A 17,376-nucleotide genomic window follows, 5' to 3' on the forward strand; every position below is an offset into this window, starting at 1 on the left:
GGTTTTTTTGTTTTAAAGGCTTTTCGTAATTCTTTTCCTTGTTTATCAAAAATGATACCCAAGAGCGCTTTTATGCTGTACCTGATCCGGATAATACCGGGGTAGGGATTTTATGTTCGATCATCGATCGGTTAGCTTTTATTTTATTGAATCAGTAGCCAAAAAGAAGGCCTTGGTATCCCCATTGATGCCGTTATTGATTAGTAACCCGGGATTTGATTTCCGTAATCCAGCCAATGCCCTATCGGAAATATCCGTTCCCCAGAGATAAAGGCTTTTTAAATTAGGAAGGTCTTTAAATGTCGAAATACTCAGATCGGTGATAGGAGTCTCATAGATCTTCAAAAATGACAGGTTTTTAAGGTTGATGAGGTTCTCGATTTCCCTATCGGTAAGCGGGGTTTTGTCTAGTTCAAGCCACTCCAAATTGTGGCAAGCGAAAACAAGGGTCATTTCATCTTGACCTATGGGCAACCCGCTAAGATCTAATTCTATGATGTTTTTGGCAACGCGCTTTAGGTTCATAATCGGTTTCGGATCGTATTCGGGGGCAAGGTAGATATCGACACTCAAGGCATCTGAGTTACTGGCCAGGCGTTCTATTGTCAGATAATCGGAAGATAGATTTTTCAGGGTACTGTCTGCCACGGTAGGCAATTTTGACCATTTTTCCACGGGATCCGGAACCATCATTTCTTTTACAAGGGCCACGAGCGATTCGTTTTTATCAAGTTCGTCCAAACGTTGGCTTCCCGAGGCCCCCAAGGCTATCCAGCGTTCCAATATAGCAATTTCGTTGTCGTTCAAAGGGGTTTTTCCTTCCGGGGGCATACGTTCTTCGTCTTCCATGGGCAAGTGAAGACGCCTGATGAGTTCACTTTGTTCAGGTTCTCCCGGAACCAGGGTGTTCCCACTTTTTCCTCCCTTAAACAGTTCGGCTAAATTAGTCATCAATAATTCCCCTTTTTGTTTGTTGGGGTTATGGCAGGAAACGCATTTGTCATCCAAAATTCGCGACACAATATCTTTATAAATAATGGGGTTTTCAGGAATCTTCTCTTGCTGTTTTTCCATGGGAAGCGCCAAAAAATCTTCTCCATGGGTTACCATGCCCCCATAATGGCCTGCAAGAGCAACCAGCCCTATCATGATTACTTGAATTCCTTTGGTATATATTTTTTGGTCGAGCTGCACCTGTGACAAAGCATACCAAAGGGCTGCAAACAAGGCAACCCCCGCGCCCAACCATTGGTGCCAAAACAACAGCTCGCCTTTGACCGGAGTCTCCTTCCCTAGAAAAAATCCGGAAACAGCCGTTACCAAGGCAGAGAGCACCCCAACGGTCAAAAGTAAATTAGGAACTTTCTTTCCTGTTAGTCCCAAAAATATAGCCATTAACAAAAGAACTATCGGAAAATGAAGTACTAAGGGATGCCATCTTCCTAGCCAAGAAACCAAGCTGGGGAGTTCGATATAGGGCTCAAAAACCAGGCAAAAAACTAGGAATACGGAAAGGGCCAAAACCCAATAATCAGCCCATCGATTTTTTGAAGTGTATGTCATTTCATTAAATTAAAAGATCTTTTACTACATGACCAGCAACATCGGTTAAACGAAATCGACGACCTTGGTGTTTGTAGGTCAATTGTTCATGATCGAGGCCCATGGCATGCATCAAAGTAGCGTGGAAATCATTGATATGCACAGGGTTTTCAATTACGTTGTATCCAAATTCATCGGTCTTTCCATAATTAAGTCCGGGTTTGATACCTCCACCTGCCATCCAAACACTAAAGGCCCGGGGGTGATGGTCACGTCCGTAGTTCGTTGGATCAAACTTTCCTTGACAGTAATTGGTACGGCCAAACTCACCCCCCCAAACTACCAAGGTGTCTTCTAACATGCCCCTTTGTTTTAAATCCATGACCAAAGCCGCGGATGCTTTATCAACATCCTTGGCCTGACCGGCCATTTCGTTGGGTAAATTCCCATGTTGGTCCCATCCCTGATGGTACAATTGTATAAAGCGAACACCATTCTCGGCCAATCTTCGGGCCTGCAGCGCATTGGCGGCATAGGTACCTGGAACCTGACAATCCTCGCCGTACAATTTGATGATAGACTCCGGTTCCTTGGAAATATCCATTACATCGGGGACCGACATCTGCATTCGGTATGCCATTTCATATTGAGCAATGCGCGATTCGATCTCATCATCGCCCGTTTCGAGATGATGTAATTTGTTCAAGGATGATACATGGTCTAATAAATGCCTTTTATCCGAGCGTGATATTCCGTCGGGATCGTTCAGATACAACACGGGGTCTTTCCCAGATCGCAATAACACCCCTTGGTGTTTGGAATCTAAAAATCCACTAGACCATAGTTTTGAATACAGGCCTTGGCTATTTCCTTTACCTCTAGAGGTCAAGACCACAAAAGAAGGTAGGTTTTTGTTCTCGCTTCCAAGGCCATAGCTCAACCAAGACCCCATACTAGGGCGGCCGGAAATTTGACTGCCTGTTTGAAAGAATGTAATGGCTGGGTCGTGGTTGATTGCCTCGGTTTGCATACTTCTGACCACGGTAATCTCATCTGCTATTTTGGCGATATGTGGAAAATAATCACTGATCCAAGTTTGGCTTTCTCCATGTTGGCGGAATTTTACAGCGGAGGGCATCAGAGGAAAACTATCCTGTCCAGAGGTCATTCCCGTCAGTCGTTGTCCAGCTCTTATCGATTCGGGCAGGTCTTCACCCATCCGTTTTTGTAGGGTTGGTTTATAATCAAAAGATTCCAGTTGGGAAGGCCCCCCGGCCTGAAAGAGATAGATAATGCGTTTGGCCTTCGGAGCAAAATGGGCGATACCCAAGGGTTGGTTCATTAATTTTTCGGCGCCTCCCTTAAACAGATCAGGAATCAAAAGCGATCCCAATGCCAATGAGCCTATCCCAACGCTTAGCTGTGAAAAGAAATGGCGTCTGTTGGCCTTTAATGGATTTTCATTGTTGTTTTTATCTTCTTCCATAACCTTATTCTTTGGTGATCGTTTCATCTAAATTGTAAATCGCCTGTGCAGTAAGCATGAGGGCAGCCGTTTTCGCAACATCCGTGTCTAATTGTTCATAATCTCCTACTGCGATCAATTTTTGGGCATCTTCGGTATTGTTTTTATAAAGTTTCAGCGCATCTTGATAATAACTGTCAAGGATCAATAGCTCCTTCTTTTTAGGAGCGCGTATCAAAATGCGTTTAAAAACATCCGTCACCAAATCGGTATTATTTGGTTTCTCCATGATCATCCGTTGTGCCATTACACGTGCCGCCTCTAATATTTGCACATCGTTTTGAAGTACTAGGGCCTGTAAGGGAGTATTGGTCTTTTGGCGGCGCACCTCTGAAAAATCTCTAGTGGGTGCATCAAATATGGTCATGTTCGGAGGGGGCAGGGTTCTTTTCCAAAGGGTATATAGGGAGCGTCGATAAAGGTCGTCGCCCTCATCGGGAATATATTTGGTCAAAACCCCACGATTACCGCCCGCATTAGTTTCCTCCCAAAGACCTGCAGGCTGGTAGGGCTTTACACTTGGCCCACCGATCTCAGGGTTGAGCAATCCGCTTGTAGCCAGAATATAATCTCGGATCATTTCACCGCTCATACGAAAGCGCTCGGCTCTGGCCAATAGTTTGTTATCGGGGTCGACCTTTTTTAGGTCCGGTCTCAATTCGGACTTCTGCTGATAGGTGGCAGAGAGCATTATCTTTTTGAGCAGGTACTTGGTATCCCAGCCGTGCTCCATAAAATCAACAGCCAACCAATCGAGTAGTTTGGGGTGGGTCGGGAGGCTTCCTTGTACCCCGAAGTCCTCAGACGTTTCTACAAGGCCCTTTCCGAATAGCATGGCCCAAATGCGATTAACGTGGACTCTTGCCGTCAAAGGGTTTTTGGTGTCCGTCAACCATTGGGCAAGCCCCAAACGATTTTTTGGAAGTTTTTCCGAAAAAGGAAAAATTGCTTCCGGGGTAGCAGGCTGCACCGAGTCGGTAGGCTGGTCATATTCGCCCCGATTAAGTATATAGGTTGTTTTGGGTGCTGAGTCGTTCATGACCATTACCTTTATTTCCGGCGTTTTTTTCATGTTGATAAATGAGAGGACATCATCACTCTCTTCCTTGGAAATTTCTATATAGGGAGGATCGGCGAAGAATTTTTGGTTTTTTGCCTGGACGGCATCCAATTGTAGCCCTTTTTCGTTTACTTGATTAAAAAATGCAAAAAATTCAAAATAATTTCTTTGTGAAATGGCGTCATACTTATGATCATGGCACTGGGCACATTCTAGGGTAATCCCTAAAATTCCCTTACCGAGGGTATTGGTCCTGTCCAACACATAATTAGTACGGTATTCTTCCTGAATGACACCACCTTCTTGGGTGATGGGATGGTTTCGGTTAAAACCGGTCGCTAATACCTGCTCCTTTGTGGCGTTGGGAAGCAGGTCGCCCGCCAATTGCCAAGTCAGGAACTGGTCATAGGGCAGGTTGCTGTTGAAGGCATGGATCACCCAATCGCGCCAAGGCCACATGGTACGATAACTATCATCCTGATATCCGTGGGAATCGGCATATCGGGCTACGTCGAGCCAAGATTGAGTCATGCGCTCCCCATAGGCCGAGGAGCCCAAAAACGCGTCGATGATCTTTGAGATGTTCTCTTTGGAATCATCAGCAAGAAGTTGCTGGACTTGTGTGGGGGAGGGGGGAAGCCCTGTCAAATCTAGGCTAATTCTACGGATAAGCGTTTCCTCAGAAGCCCTTGCTGATGGTGATAGGTTGTTCGCCTCCAGAACCTGTAGCACAAAGGCATCTATTTCGTTTTCTGCCCAATCGGTCTTTTCTGTCCTAGGAGGTTTGTTTTTCTTAGGCGGAATATAGGCCCAATGTTTCTCAAATTTAGCTCCTTGTTCTATCCATTTCTTGATGAGCCGTTTTTCGTAGGTATTTAGTGCCAAATTTGAATTTGGTGGTGGCATCAGCACATCGGGGTCGTCTGAAACGATTGCCAGATAGGCCTTGCTGTTGTGAGGGGCTTTGGAAACGATAGGAAATTCACCTAAACTTTCGGGAAGTTCAGAAAATGCCGTTTCCTCTAGGTCTAATCGAAGTCCCGCTTTACGTTTGTTTGCATCGGGACCATGGCAGGTATAACAATTATCGGAGAGTATGGGCTTGATGTGAAAGTTGTAATCAACTATTTCCGGTAATTTTAAAACCGCATATTCATCCTTAGGAGCAACGAATACGCCTTTTTTAAAGGCATACAACATGCCAAAGAGTATTGAAAGGATTGTTATTAGAATTGTTTTCTGTTTCATTTGAATTATTTGCCGATAGAACATTAGAGCATACCTATTTCCTAAAAAACAATACTGTTTCCTTCCTCTTAGAAATCGGGTAGTCCCAGATTAGACTTATGAGGTAAGGTTTTAGGTAAATATATTGTCGTTTATACAAATCCATCCCAATCAATCTGTATATCAATCTGATAAATATAAAAATTTGCATCATTTGGTACTTTCATTATAGTTGCAAAAATCACCTCTATTTTATCCTTTTTGTATTTTGGATTAAGATTTTAACTAGGGAAAAGTGACATTTAGAAGTGTCTTTTAAAGGCATGTTTTGCCAACTAAAAAATACCTTATAAAATTTAATGGGTTTTAAAATTTTATCATGAAAGCAATTAATTATGGGAAGAAGGCTGTTAAATGGTGTATTTAGAGTTATTTAACCAAAGAAATCAAGATTTTTTAAGACTGTTTTTTTTTGATCATTATTTTCACCATTTCCTTCTTCATATATCGCCATAATAGTCATAGCTTTGCCAATGAAATGGGGTGCTTGCAAAAATATGTAGGCTGAGATGATACCCAAGAGCGCTTTTATGCTGTACCTGATCCGGATAATGCCGGCGTAGGGATTTTATGTAAGGAGCTAAACTTCCGTAATACCTCTCTTAGTTCATCCTCCCTTTTGTAAAAAAATAACAATGATAGAGGATTTTTTCACACATCTTACTTGGTTAGAAGCCTTGGGTACAGCCTTTGGAGTTGTACAGGTACTTCTGGCAAGGAATAACAATGTTCATAATTATTTATTTGGGATAATCTCCATTTTAGTGGGAATATATGTGCTTTACCATTCCCAGCTTTATGCCGATATCTTGTTGAACATGTATTATTTCATAATGAGTATCTATGGTTGGGTATATTGGAAGTTTGGACGCAAGAAAAAAGAAGCGGCCATTTCGGTATCCGATACCCCCGAGCATTTAAAAGCTATGGGAATTGTATTGGGCTGTTTTCTTTTAATGGCCTATTGGCTAAGGTACCATACCAATTCCGATGTTCCCTTTTGGGATGCCATTGTAGTGGCATTTGGTTGGGCGGGTATGTGGTTAATGGCCAAAAGAAAGCTCGAGAACTGGATTTATCTCAATATTAGCAATATCATAGCTATTCCATTGCTGTGTTATAAGGGGTTGTATATATATGCGGGCTTGACGGTTTTTCTATTTATTGTAGCAACCTCTGGGTATTTAAAATGGCTGTCAATTATTGAAGATGAAAGAAAGCAATCCTATAGAACAACTTAGAAATCTTTGTTTAAATGCAAAGCAGTTTCCTGCCGAAGTTTTAGACTGGATCGCCGTAGAAAATCTCTGGAGCTTATGGGTGCCACAAAAGTACGGGGGATTGGAGTTCCCTTTTACGGCGGGACTAAACAAACTTAAATCTTTGGCCAAGATAGACGGAAGTCTGGGCTGGACCGTAACCTTGTGCAGTGGGGCCAATTTTTTTATAGGCAATCTGCATCCGGTTGCTATAGAAGAAATTTTCGGGAAAGGCCAAACACAAGTTTGTTTTGGAGGTAGTGGGGGAGTGTTTGGCAGTGCTGAAAAACAAGGCGATACCTATAACATCTCCGGGAAGTGGCATTATGCAACAGGAGCATCGTATCTTACACATTTTACCCTGAATGCCAAGATCATTGAAAATGGCGAAGCATTGCGGAATGAAGACGGATCGCCCATGATTCGCTCATTTTTACTTCCAAAGGATAAGGTGGAGATCGTAGAGAATTGGAATACCATGGGATTAAAGGCTTCCGTTACGCATTCTTTTGATGTAAAGGAGGTGATCGTAGATAAGAAATACAGTTTTCTTTACAATCGGGTAAACCTTGATTACCCTATCTTTAAAATTCCCTTTTCGGTTTTTGCAGACCTCACCTTGTGGGTGAACTATATTGGAATGGCCGAGCATTTTTTGGAGGAAGCCGGTAAGCTGATGGCTAAGGAAAGGCTTATAGGATTAGAAGCGGTTCTTGACGCTGCGAATGGGAAAGTCTTTGACTTTGCCCATGCCATTGAAAAAAGCCTTCAAGGGCAATGGGTCTGTAATGAAGATACCATTGGACAAATACATTCCGAGGCAGTAGCATCTGTACAGCACATTACAAAAACAATTTTAGAATATTATCCTTTACTTGGGGTCTCGGCAAGTCGGGAAGATCATCAGCTCAATCAGATTTTTCGCGATTATTTTACGGCTACCCAACACCATATATTTACGAAATAGGCATAAATAAGCAGTGGGTTCCTTGAAAGTTTATAGCCATAGAAAAACCAATGCTATGGCTGTATTGCTATATGTAGGGTTGAGCACGCGTTAGGGACCGCGGCGGCATCCCCGCAGCAGGGCAAGGGATATAGCCAAGGGCCCGCCCGACGAAGGAGGGAACGCCCAAAGAATAATACCAAGGGTTATAAGAACTTGGAAGAGGATCGTTGTTATAACGACAACCCCAGCCTTGTAACGAGGTCCGAAATAGCCACGGGGGGTGATAATATAACTCGACGCCCAAACAGTGTTATGTGCCATCCTCCTTAGGATTTGCCTTCTGGCATTCTATGATTTAAGAAAAAAATAACGCCTTTTCTTTCGGCCTCAACGCATATAATTTTAACTTCACCTAAAACATAAAGCAATGGATTTAGTAGGAAAAGTAGCCTATATAACAGGCGGATCTAAGGGAATTGGTTACGGGGTGGCCAAAAAATTGTTACAAGCAGGGATGAAAGTCGCCATCAGCGGGCGGACCTTGGAAACGGTACAGCAGGCAGCGGAAAAATTGGGAAAAACAGATAAAGTGTTGGCAATTGCTTCTGACGTAAGCAAACATGGAGACGAAAAGAAGGCTGTTGCTCAAATTTTGGCTAAATGGGGCACCTTGGACGTAGTCTTGGCCAATGCCGGGGTAGGACATTTTGCTCCTATAGATGAAATGTCGGATGCGCAATGGCATGCCATGATCAATACCAACCTTAATGGAGTGTTTCACACGCTAAAAGCTTCTGTAGAGGCCTTGAAAAAGTCTAAAGGGTACTATATTAGCTTGGCTAGCCTTGCCGGGACTAACTTTTTTGCCAATGGAGCCGGATATAACGCTACCAAATTTGGCGTGGTTGGCTTTACCCAGGCAGCCATGTTAGACCTAAGGCAGTACGATATAAAAGTATCTACCATTATGCCAGGCTCGGTAGCGACCCATTTTAATGACCACGAGCCTTCGCCAGAAGATGCTTGGAAAATACAACCAGAAGATATTGGCGATTTAGTGCTTAACCTTCTACATATGAATCCGAGGACCTTACCGAGTAAAATAGAGGTACGGCCAACCCGTCCCGATAAGAAATAGGCTTATACCTCTTTTTCGGTCAGGGGGATATCGCTATTGCAGATCTCTGTAATTAACTGCTCTAAGGCATTCATAAAAAGGGCCACGGTTTCTTGGGTAATGGATACATCCTTGGGACCGTGGCCCTTTTTTTCTTTGGTGGCAAAACTCAAGAGTCCCGCATTTAAATTTTTAAACGAAAATATTCCGGCTTCTATAGTGTCTATAGGCCTAGAAGCATTATACATGATGGCATAACAGAGCAATTGAAAGGCCTTGCTATAGGTATAATCCTGAACGATATCTTCCCAGTCAATGATTTCTACTTGGCTACTGTTAACCTTTCCCGTCTTATAATCTATGATGCGCACTACGCCGTCCTTTTCATCTATTCGGTCTAGTTTTCCTTTTAAGGTCACCGGAAATGCTATGCCAGGAATGCTCAGGCTGATCTTAAGATTTTCTTCAATGCCCAAAATCTTAATCCTATGGTTCTTAATTTCTTTTAGTTCTATTCTAATAAAATTCTCTACGTAACGCAATACGACATTGAAGGCCAATAAATTTTTTCCTCTGGTTATATCGCCATCGGCGTAGCTTTTAGCAAAATGGCGCAAGACCGTTGGCTTTATTTTGGCCTGCATGTTTTTAAGGATCTCCTCGCTTAAAAAACCATTGATATGGGGCCTGTACAAGTCTTCTAGAGTATCGTGTACTATGGTTCCAAAGGTATTGGCCGCAACGGTTTCTTCTACCTCCACAACATTGTCTATCCCTAATAGGTTTCTTTTGTAAAAATCTAAGGGGTTCCTAATGTAATTACTCAAGGAAGTGGGAGAAAAGCCCTTTGCCGCATGAGCTTTGATCAGGTCCATTAAGCCTTGGTCTTTATCTATGGTCTGCAGCGTTTTATTGGCCGTGGAAATTGCCGGAGCCGCGATTTTTTCGGTGATGTCTCCCATTATATTTTCATCTGTCTGCAATTGGGTAAGCAGTCGGCTTTTTTCGCCGCCCTCCAATACATCGGGCTCAGTATTGTACACCAAATAGATGTTCTTGGCCCGTTGTAATAAACGGTAAAAGTGATAGGTGTATACGGCGTCCTTCTCCTTATAGGTGGGTAGGCGGTATAACTTTTTTAGATCGAATGGGATAAAGGAATTGTTCGATTTTCCCGAAGGGAGTATGCCTTCGTTCACCGAGGTTAGGATTACGGTTTCAAAATCTAAGGTTCTACTCTCTAACATCCCCATTATTTGAAGTCCCTGCAATGGTTCTCCCTGAAAATCTAAGGTTTCGCTTCTCAGGAGATCCAAATAAAGACATTCTAAGGACTTTAAATCGTTGATATAAGAATGCTTTTCTACCATTTCGTGAAGTTGATTGAAAATGGTGAAAAATTTATATAAATATTCTAATCCCAGGGCATCATTGGTGTCTTGGAGCTTTTCTTTAAGGTTTTGGACAAGGAGCAGACACCTGTCTAGAAAGACGGTTGCATTGGCATTTTCCTTAAAAAACAATAGTTCTACCAGTGAAGGATTGACCTTGGATAGGGTCGTTAATTTTTGGGGACTTACGAAGGCCCAATTGTGTTGTTTAATGGCCGTGCTGATAACAAGGGCGGTGTCCTCTTCGTTTTCGGTCAAAAACAGCTGTATAAACGGATGGGACAAAAAATCGGATACTTGTTGATAGTACCATCCTTGGCTTTCTTTTTTTAAATGCAGGTTTAGGTATTGTGTGAACAAGCTTGCTAAAGGCGTATTCTTTAAGGGGTATCCCATGGTAATGTTAACGCTGTCTATTTCCGCGGGGATGGCGTTTAACATTGGATTCAACAAGGTCTCGTCTCCTAATACCAAGGCGGTGTTTTTAAGGGCTTTTGGATCCTTTTCATAGATTTCGGAGATGAGGTGGCCTACGTATTTAGTCTGGGATACATTTTTTGGTACCCCAATGATATGAATGTTCTTTTTAGACAAATAATTGGCTTTTACCCCTTTTAGGGGTTGTCCCTTTAGGGCAGGCCAGGTGTTTTGATGCTGTCTTATAAAGTAGCCGGCATCATGTATAGGATCCTCTAAAAAGTAAGGGTCGCAGTCCCAATAGATATCGGCCTGGGTTTTGCTCAGGATTTTTTGGATAATAAAGGATTCGGCCGAGTTTAAGGCATTAAAGCCAATGAAAACATGGGTTTTGTCTGCCGTTTCTGAAATATAATCGTCTAGGTGTTTGCAAGCGTTCCGGTAAATGAGTCCTTGATGGCCAAGGTCTTTAGTCAACAGTAAATCGTTGAAGGAATGATAGAGGGTGCCTAGGTTATTCCAGAACTTCATATAATTCTGGACCATTTCCGATTTCTCTTCGGCCATGGACCAATGGGTGATTTCTTGTATATCGGTGAGATAGGAAAAAATATCCTTTGGATCGATCAGATAGCGATCAATCTCATTAAAATCCTGTAATAGGGTCTGACCCCATTTGGCGAAAGTAGAAAAAGTATCTTTTTCTCCGCTTCCGGTCTGTAGATAGGTTTCATAGAGGTAAAACAACTGCTCGGTATTCGTAGCAGCATTTAAATGTGAAATCTGTTCCACAAAGCTTTCTATACTGAATATTTTTGGCGCGAATAAATTTCTGTTCGCTGTCTTGGCAATTGCGGTACGCAAAAAGGTACCGGCTCTTTTACTGGGGAGTACTAGGATTAAATCGTCAATGTTACGGTGGGATGCTAACAGATCATCTACTACCTCTTGGAGAAAACTTTTCATATCCAAAAATAGAAAAAGCTCCGCAATTGCGGAGCTTTTTAAGTATAGTTTTAGGGGTGACCCGAATTACTTCACTAAGTTAATTTCTACCCTTCTGTTCTGTGCTCTTCCTTTAGAAGTGTTGTTAGAAGCGATAGGCTTGTTTTCTCCATAACCAACGGCTGATAATCTAAACTCTTCAACACCCTTGTCAACTAAAAATTGTTTTACGGATAAAGCTCTAGACTCAGATAATCTTTGGTTTAAAGAAGCGCTACCTACGCTGTCCGTATGACCTTCTACAGAGAACTTCGCATTAGGGTACTCATTCAAGATTGTAATAATATCAACCATTACAGCAGTAGATTCTGCTTTGATAGAAGATTTCCCAGTATCGAATAAGATAGTTCTAGCATACTCGTTCAATTGTTTTTGAACTTCCGGAGTCACTTCAGGACATCCTTGGTTAGCTACAGTACCGGCAACATCTGGACATTTATCATCCTTGTCCAATACTCCATCCCCGTCAGTATCGGGCCATGGGCATCCTTTGTTAGCGGCAGGACCAGCTTGGTTAGGACATGCATCGTCTTTATCGGCAACACCGTCACCATCAGCATCTGGACAACCTTTTAAAGAAGCAAGACCAGCTACGTTAGGACAAGCATCATCTTTATCGGCAATTCCATCTCCATCGGCATCAGGACATCCGTTCATTTCTTTTGAACCAGCTACGTTAGGACAAGCATCTTTGCTGTCTTCTATACCATCGCCATCAGCATCTGGACAACCGTTGAAAGCTTCCAAACCAGCAATTTCAGGACAAGCATCATCCTTGTCGTATACACCGTCACCATCTGTATCTGTACCACCAAATTTAATGGCTAGACCAGCTAAGTGCTGAAAATGTTTTACACCGTAATCTTCAAAAGCGTGCTTGTAATTAGACTGTAAGGTAAGGCCAATGTTTTCTGAGAACCACAGGTTAACTCCAACACCACCGTTTACAGTACCAGCACCGATTTCATCAACCCAAGTGTATCCACCGCCGATTTCAACGAAAGGATCAATTACTGTGTTTTTTAAGAATCCGTATTTAATAGTTCCATCGACAGCGTAGTGCGATAAATCGTCAACACTAGTATCACCAAACTTGTCAATGCGGTTTAACGAACCTCTGGCACCTATAGAAAATCCGTCGCCTACGCTTTTAGATATACCTACGTAAGAGATGGATGGCAGAATATTCCAGTGGTCGGTTGCATTGAAGAACTCATTTCCAAAGCTGCTAACATCTTCGGTAGGAAACACGTCAATAGCGTTCACACCAAAACTAACCTGCCAAGGGTTGTTCTCGTCTTGCGCTTGTACATTGTTATATCCCACAAAAAGTAGAGCAACAACTAATAATTTGCTAAGATGTTTCATGTTCAATTATTTAAGTTATAAGTGTTTATTTCTAACAAATGTAAGTTGTTAAAATTTATTAACAAAATGATAGTCCTATTATTTTAACACTTTAAGGGCGTTAAAACCTACATTTAAACGATGTTAAGTTCTTTTCCCACCTCGGTAAATGCCTTAATCGCTCTGTCCAAATGCTCCTTTTCGTGGGCAGCGGAAAGTTGAACCCTAATTCTGGCCTTGTCCTTAGGAACTACAGGAAAGAAGAAACCAATGACATAAATTCCCTTTTCCAAGAGCATATTGGCCATCGTTTGGGAGAGCTTGGCATCGTAAAGCATAACAGGTACAATAGCCGAATCTCCGTCTATAATATCAAAACCGGCTTTTTTCATTCCCGCTTTGAAATAATTGGTGTTTTCCTCTAATTTATCGCGTAGGGTGGTATCATTTTCGAGCATATCGAAAACCTTAATAGAAGCACCAACAATGGCAGGAGCCAAGGAATTTGAGAATAAATAAGGTCTTGATCGCTGTCTTAGCACTTCAATAATTTCCTTTTTACCAGTGGTATAACCTCCCATGGCACCTCCCATGGCCTTACCTAAGGTTCCGGTAATAATGTCTATTTTTCCCATGACCCCTTTCTCTTCCAAAGTTCCTCTTCCCGTAGGTCCTATAAATCCGGTCGCATGGCACTCATCTATCATCACCATGGCGTCGTATTTGTCGGCCAAGGCTGAAATTTCGTCCAATGGAGCTACTAAGCCGTCCATTGAAAACACTCCATCGGTAACGATTATTTTAAAACGAGCATTGTCTTGATTGGCTTGCTGAAGTTGTTTTTCTAAATCGGCCATGTCATTATTGGCATAGCGGTATCTTTTCGCCTTGCACAAACGAACTCCGTCTATAATCGAAGCATGGTTTAAGGAGTCGGAAATAATGGCATCCTCCGGCCCTAGTAGAGGCTCAAATACGCCACCGTTGGCGTCAAAGGCTGCGGCGTATAGAATGGTGTCCTCGGTACCGTAAAAATCGGCTATTTTCTTTTCTAACTTTTTGTGGATGTCCTGAGTGCCACAGATAAAGCGCACAGACGACATTCCAAAGCCATGAGTATCCATGGTGTCCTTGGCGGCCTGTATTACTTCCGGGTGGGATGACAACCCTAAATAGTTATTGGCGCAAAAATTAATCACCTCTTGGCCCGTAGATATCTTAATGACCGCATCTTGGGGAGTAGTGATAATCCGCTCCTCCTTATAAAGTCCAGCCTCCTTTATTTGGGCCAGTTCGTTTTGTAAGTGTTCTTTAATCTTTCCGTACATGTGATATAGTTTTAAATAAATTCTAAGGTAATATCTTCGTTGATATAAACAATTATTTTGTGTTCTATTTTATAATCCATCTCAATTAAAACATCGGCATATGCGTATAATTGATGGTAGTAATTTGGATTTCTTTTACCGGTTTTATAATCTATGATCGTGGCCTTGTTTCCTTGGATCACCAAACGGTCTGGGCGTAAGATGGCACCTTCTTTGGTTATGATGTCTTGTTCGTTCTTGATGGTATTTCCATCCTTGTAAAAGGCCTCTAATTTAGGGTGTTGCACAATAGCGTACAACTTGTTTTTTATGATATTGATTTCTGCCTTGGGCAAATCGCCTTTGTTTACTGCAATGGCAATAGCATTATCAATATCTTTTTCGGTTTCTATTTCCCCTAATATGTGGTGTATAAGGTTTCCTTTGCTAAGGGCATCTTCTCTGGTAGTATCCCATAGGGCACCGGCATTGGTCAGAATATTAAAGCTTTCCCTATCCTTATGGGTATACAAATAAGGGACCGTGGCCTGTGTGTCCTTTTGGTGATCAGAATCCTCATTGGTTTCAAGGGTTCCAAAGACATAGGAGTATCGGCTGTCTTCCCAAAGGTTCCTTTCCTTTAAATAATGAATAAAAAGTCCGGAGTATAGGTTGGTTTTATGGTTTCCCCTGGCGTCAACATCTTTTTTAGTAATTACATACAGAGCCTTTTCTGCCCTGGTTAGGGCAACGTACAAAATATTAAAGGCGTCTAATTCCAATTTATGCTGCTCTTCGTTATAGATGGTTCCGGCCTGTTCTCCGTATTGGAGTACTTCCTGTTTTTTGTTGATCAATATTTCTTCAAATCCCCCAAAAGTATCGGGGTCTACCTGAAGCCATAATTTAGCATCAATTTCCTCGTATATATTAGTGTTGGCAAAGGGAAATATTACAATAGGAAACTCTAATCCCTTAGATTTATGGACGGTCATTATTTGTACCGCATCCAAGTTTTCCGGTGCGGTAATACTTAAACCTCCCTTTTTCTTTTCCCAATGGGCTAAAAATGCCTGACTATGGGTTCCTTCCTTTTGCTCAATTTCGAGCACTACATCCATCAAATAGGTCAAATAGGCATCGGAGGTGTTCGCTAATTGAAATTTCTTAATCGCGTATTCCAATCCATCATATACGGAAGAATGCTTTATGATTTCTATATTAAAATTGTATTCTTTTAAGAAAAAAGCTGCTAAATCCTGGAGGTGGCTGTGTATAAAGCGGTGCTGATGTTCCTTTTCTTCGGATAGAAAACCAAGAATGGAAAAACAAACCTCTAAATCCTCAGGATGGAGGCTATACTGCAATAAATTGACCAAAAACCTCACCTTAGGGCTGCTGTTAAGCAGTAAGGTTTCCGAAGATATGATGGGGATGTTCTTTTGTGTTAAAAAGTCGGCCAAAAGCACCCCGTGCTTGCGTTTCCTGGTCAGGATGCAAACATCTTTTAAAGGGTATTTTTTTTCTAGGACTTCTTCAATGGATTTTAAAACGGCCTCGCAATACACCTCGTTTTCGTGCCGCTCCTCGTTCTCTTCAATAAAATCCAGTTGCACCACGCCACCCTTTTTGCTGTTGTATTCTTGCTGGTTTCCTTCTAGAAATAAGTGTTGGTATACCTGGTTTTCCAAAAACTGACTGGTGGTTGTAAAAAAGTCGTTGTTGAATTTAATGACCTCCTCATGGCTTCTGTAATTGGCAGGGAGGTTGGCCGTTGAGGGCAGAAAAACAAACGGATTTTCGGTTTCACTGATCAGGTTTAGGAATTGTTCTGCTTTTCCGCCCCGCCATCTATAAATGGCCTGTTTGGCATCGCCCACCAATAGCAAAGACCCTATGTTGTCTTGGTCTTCAAAACCTTCAAGGGCATTGGCGACCAATGGAATAAGGTTGTTCCATTGCATTTCTGAGGTATCCTGAAACTCATCCACAAAATAGTGGCGGTATTTTTCACCAATACGTTCGTAGATAAAAGGCGCTGGCTGATCCTTGATCTCATTGGAGATAATGCGGTTAAAAGAGGAGATTGGTAAAATATCTCGCTCTTTTTCCAGGGCTTTTATTTCTTGCTGAATCGCATTCAATACCGTTAAAGGAACAATATTGCTGTAGCTGTTCTTAACTAAGAACAGGATAACAATGTTTTCCTTTATTTCCTCGAACATCTCCACGAAAGTGGGGTGAAGCCCATCGAGAATATCCTTTATGGGTTGTTTACAGGTCTTGGTATATAAAGGGTCGGTAGCAAAGTTTTGTTGCCATTGGGCATCAAATTTGTTGACGATAGTCCCTTCGGAAATTTTGATTATAAACTTAGGGAAATAGCCCCCTTTAAAATTTTTTGTATCTAGAGCGTTATCATTAATGATGTCTAGGATGGCTTTGGCGTCTTCCTGAATTTTTTCCTGAAGCATCTTAATTTGGGATACCAGAATTTTTTTAAGCCCTAAAAAATCGTCTATACTTTTGCCTTCCAGTTTTTTTAGGTGGTCGGCCTGATTTTCATTAAAAAGAAGTCGGCCTATTTTGTGCAGGTCCAACGAGACATCCCAGCTTTTGTCGTCGTCAATTTTTTCCAGGGCAAAATCGACCAATACCTTGGTCAATTGTTTATTGGTGCCCGCCTTGTTAAGGAGTTTGGCAATGGCCTCGTCCAATAGGAGGTCGGTGTCCAACACTACCTCAAAATTTTGTGGCAATTTTAGATCTTTTGCAAAGGTGCGGATAAGGCGATGGGTAAATTTATCGATCGTAGAAACATCGAAAAAAGCGTAATTGTGTAAAATTTCCTTTAAAGCTTTTTTGGCCCTTAAGCCAATGGTAATGGCATCGGTGCCCAATTCCTTGGAAATATCGGCAAGCATCGGGGGAATATCCTTATCCTGTGTTACTTGACTAAAAGTAAACAGACTTCCTAAAATACGTTGCTTCATTTCATTTACCGCCTTATTGGTAAAAGTAATGGCCAAAATGTTGCGGTAATTTTGATTGAAATTTGGGGAAAGAATAATTTTTAAATACTCTTTGGAAAGGGTATAAGTCTTTCCCGACCCAGCAGAGGCGTTGTAAATTTTATAGGGAGCGTCCTGCACGATGTTTTGGCTGCAAAA

At 42.0% G+C, this 17,376-nt stretch carries 10 protein-coding genes; 3 read left to right on the forward strand and 7 right to left on the reverse strand.

The window, feature by feature from the left end:
* Positions 1-138: 138 nt before the first annotated feature.
* From BUA16_RS03815 to BUA16_RS03825, 3 genes are read right to left on the reverse strand one after another with little or no spacing between them, the layout of a single operon-like run.
* On the reverse strand, positions 139-1,563 hold the full coding sequence (locus BUA16_RS03815; protein WP_072763318.1) for a c-type cytochrome domain-containing protein: 1,425 nt from the start codon (positions 1,561-1,563) through the stop codon (positions 139-141).
* 4 nt (positions 1,564-1,567) lie between these two features.
* Positions 1,568-3,028, reverse strand: coding sequence for a DUF1501 domain-containing protein (locus BUA16_RS03820; protein WP_072763319.1), 1,461 nt, complete (start codon positions 3,026-3,028; stop codon positions 1,568-1,570).
* A 4-nt stretch (positions 3,029-3,032) separates the two neighbouring features.
* The gene (locus BUA16_RS03825; protein ID WP_072763429.1) at positions 3,033-5,375 is read right to left on the reverse strand and encodes a PSD1 and planctomycete cytochrome C domain-containing protein; all 2,343 of its coding nucleotides are present in this window, start codon (positions 5,373-5,375) and stop codon (positions 3,033-3,035) included.
* A gap of 674 nt (positions 5,376-6,049) precedes the next feature.
* On the opposite strand from BUA16_RS03825, the gene pnuC reads away from it, so the two are divergent.
* The 3 genes from pnuC to BUA16_RS03840 all read left to right on the forward strand — a co-directional run bounded on the left by pnuC (position 6,050) and on the right by BUA16_RS03840 (position 8,760).
* Entirely contained in the window at positions 6,050-6,655 is a 606-nt protein-coding gene (gene pnuC / locus BUA16_RS03830; protein ID WP_072763320.1) for a nicotinamide riboside transporter PnuC, read from the forward strand.
* Complete coding sequence (locus BUA16_RS03835) at positions 6,624-7,640, forward strand: acyl-CoA dehydrogenase family protein (protein WP_072763321.1); 1,017 nt, start codon at positions 6,624-6,626, stop codon at positions 7,638-7,640. Before pnuC ends, BUA16_RS03835 begins: the two co-directional genes overlap by 32 nt.
* 409 nt (positions 7,641-8,049) lie before the next feature.
* Entirely contained in the window at positions 8,050-8,760 is a 711-nt protein-coding gene (locus tag BUA16_RS03840) for an SDR family oxidoreductase (protein WP_072763322.1), read from the forward strand.
* 2 nt (positions 8,761-8,762) lie between these two features.
* On the opposite strand, the gene BUA16_RS03845 is transcribed toward BUA16_RS03840, so the two are convergent.
* The 4 genes from BUA16_RS03845 to BUA16_RS03860 form a co-directional block, all read right to left on the reverse strand.
* Positions 8,763-11,513 carry a PD-(D/E)XK nuclease family protein gene (locus BUA16_RS03845; protein WP_072763323.1) on the reverse strand — a complete coding sequence of 917 codons (2,751 nt, stop codon included), beginning with the start codon at positions 11,511-11,513 and terminating at the stop codon, positions 8,763-8,765.
* 66 nt (positions 11,514-11,579) lie between these two features.
* On the reverse strand, positions 11,580-12,920 hold the full coding sequence (locus BUA16_RS03850; protein WP_072763324.1) for an OmpA family protein: 1,341 nt from the start codon (positions 12,918-12,920) through the stop codon (positions 11,580-11,582).
* Positions 12,921-13,033: 113 nt separating this feature from the next.
* Positions 13,034-14,227 carry a glycine C-acetyltransferase gene (kbl, locus tag BUA16_RS03855; protein WP_072763325.1) on the reverse strand — a complete coding sequence of 398 codons (1,194 nt, stop codon included), beginning with the start codon at positions 14,225-14,227 and terminating at the stop codon, positions 13,034-13,036.
* A gap of 11 nt (positions 14,228-14,238) precedes the next feature.
* Positions 14,239-17,358 (reverse strand): UvrD-helicase domain-containing protein, encoded by a 3,120-nt coding sequence (locus tag BUA16_RS03860; RefSeq protein ID WP_072763326.1) that lies wholly within the window; start codon positions 17,356-17,358, stop codon positions 14,239-14,241.
* Positions 17,359-17,376 lie beyond the last annotated feature (18 nt).

It is taken from the genome of Arenibacter nanhaiticus (assembly GCF_900141935.1).
Classification (GTDB): Bacteria; Bacteroidota; Bacteroidia; order Flavobacteriales; family Flavobacteriaceae; genus Arenibacter; species Arenibacter nanhaiticus.